This window comes from Saccharopolyspora antibiotica, from assembly GCF_047200635.1.
Taxonomy (GTDB): Bacteria; Actinomycetota; Actinomycetes; order Mycobacteriales; family Pseudonocardiaceae; genus Saccharopolyspora_C.
Genome location: NZ_JBJZOI010000053.1, coordinates 1 through 545, shown reverse-complemented (window position 1 = coordinate 545; position 545 = coordinate 1). Strand labels below are relative to the sequence as shown.

The following is a 545-nucleotide window of genomic DNA, read 5'->3' as shown; positions in this document are numbered from 1 at the left end:
CGGACGTTGTTCGGGGAGCGGTACGTGTCGTTGGAGGTGCCGCGGGAGGCGTCGTCGGTGCGGTTGGCGTCGGGGGATGTGATCGCGCAGGACCGGACGGCGGCGTCGGTGGAGTTGGAGGCGGTGCTGGCGGACACGATGCCGGTGTTGCAGGCGTTGCGTCCGGCGGAGTTGGCGTCGACGTTGAACTCGTTGAGCGGGGCGTTGGACGGGCGTGGTGAGTCGGTGGGGGAGACGGTCACGCGGTTGAACGAGTACGTGGCGGGGTTGAATCCGTCGGTGCCGTTGTTGCGGGAGAACTTGCGGCGGTTGGTGGGGGTGGCGGAGACCTATGAGCAGGCGGCGCCGGATGTGCTGGCGGCGTTGGGGGATTTGTCGGTGACGTCGCGGACGTTGGTGGAGCAGCGGGCGAACGTGGAGGGGTTGACCTCGCAGTTGACGGTGACGTCGGGTGATGCGCGGGGTTTTCTGGAGGCGAACGGGGATGATCTGATCCGGTTGGGTGAGTCCGCCCGGCCCACCGCCGACGTCCTCGCCAAGTACTC

General features: G+C 67.9%; 1 protein-coding gene. It reads left to right on the top strand.

Annotated elements, in window-relative coordinates; translation table 11 throughout:
* Window positions 1-24: 24 nt before the first annotated feature.
* On the top strand, window positions 25-545 hold a 521-nt coding region (locus ACL03H_RS23855), incomplete at its 3' end, for an MCE family protein (protein WP_412813548.1).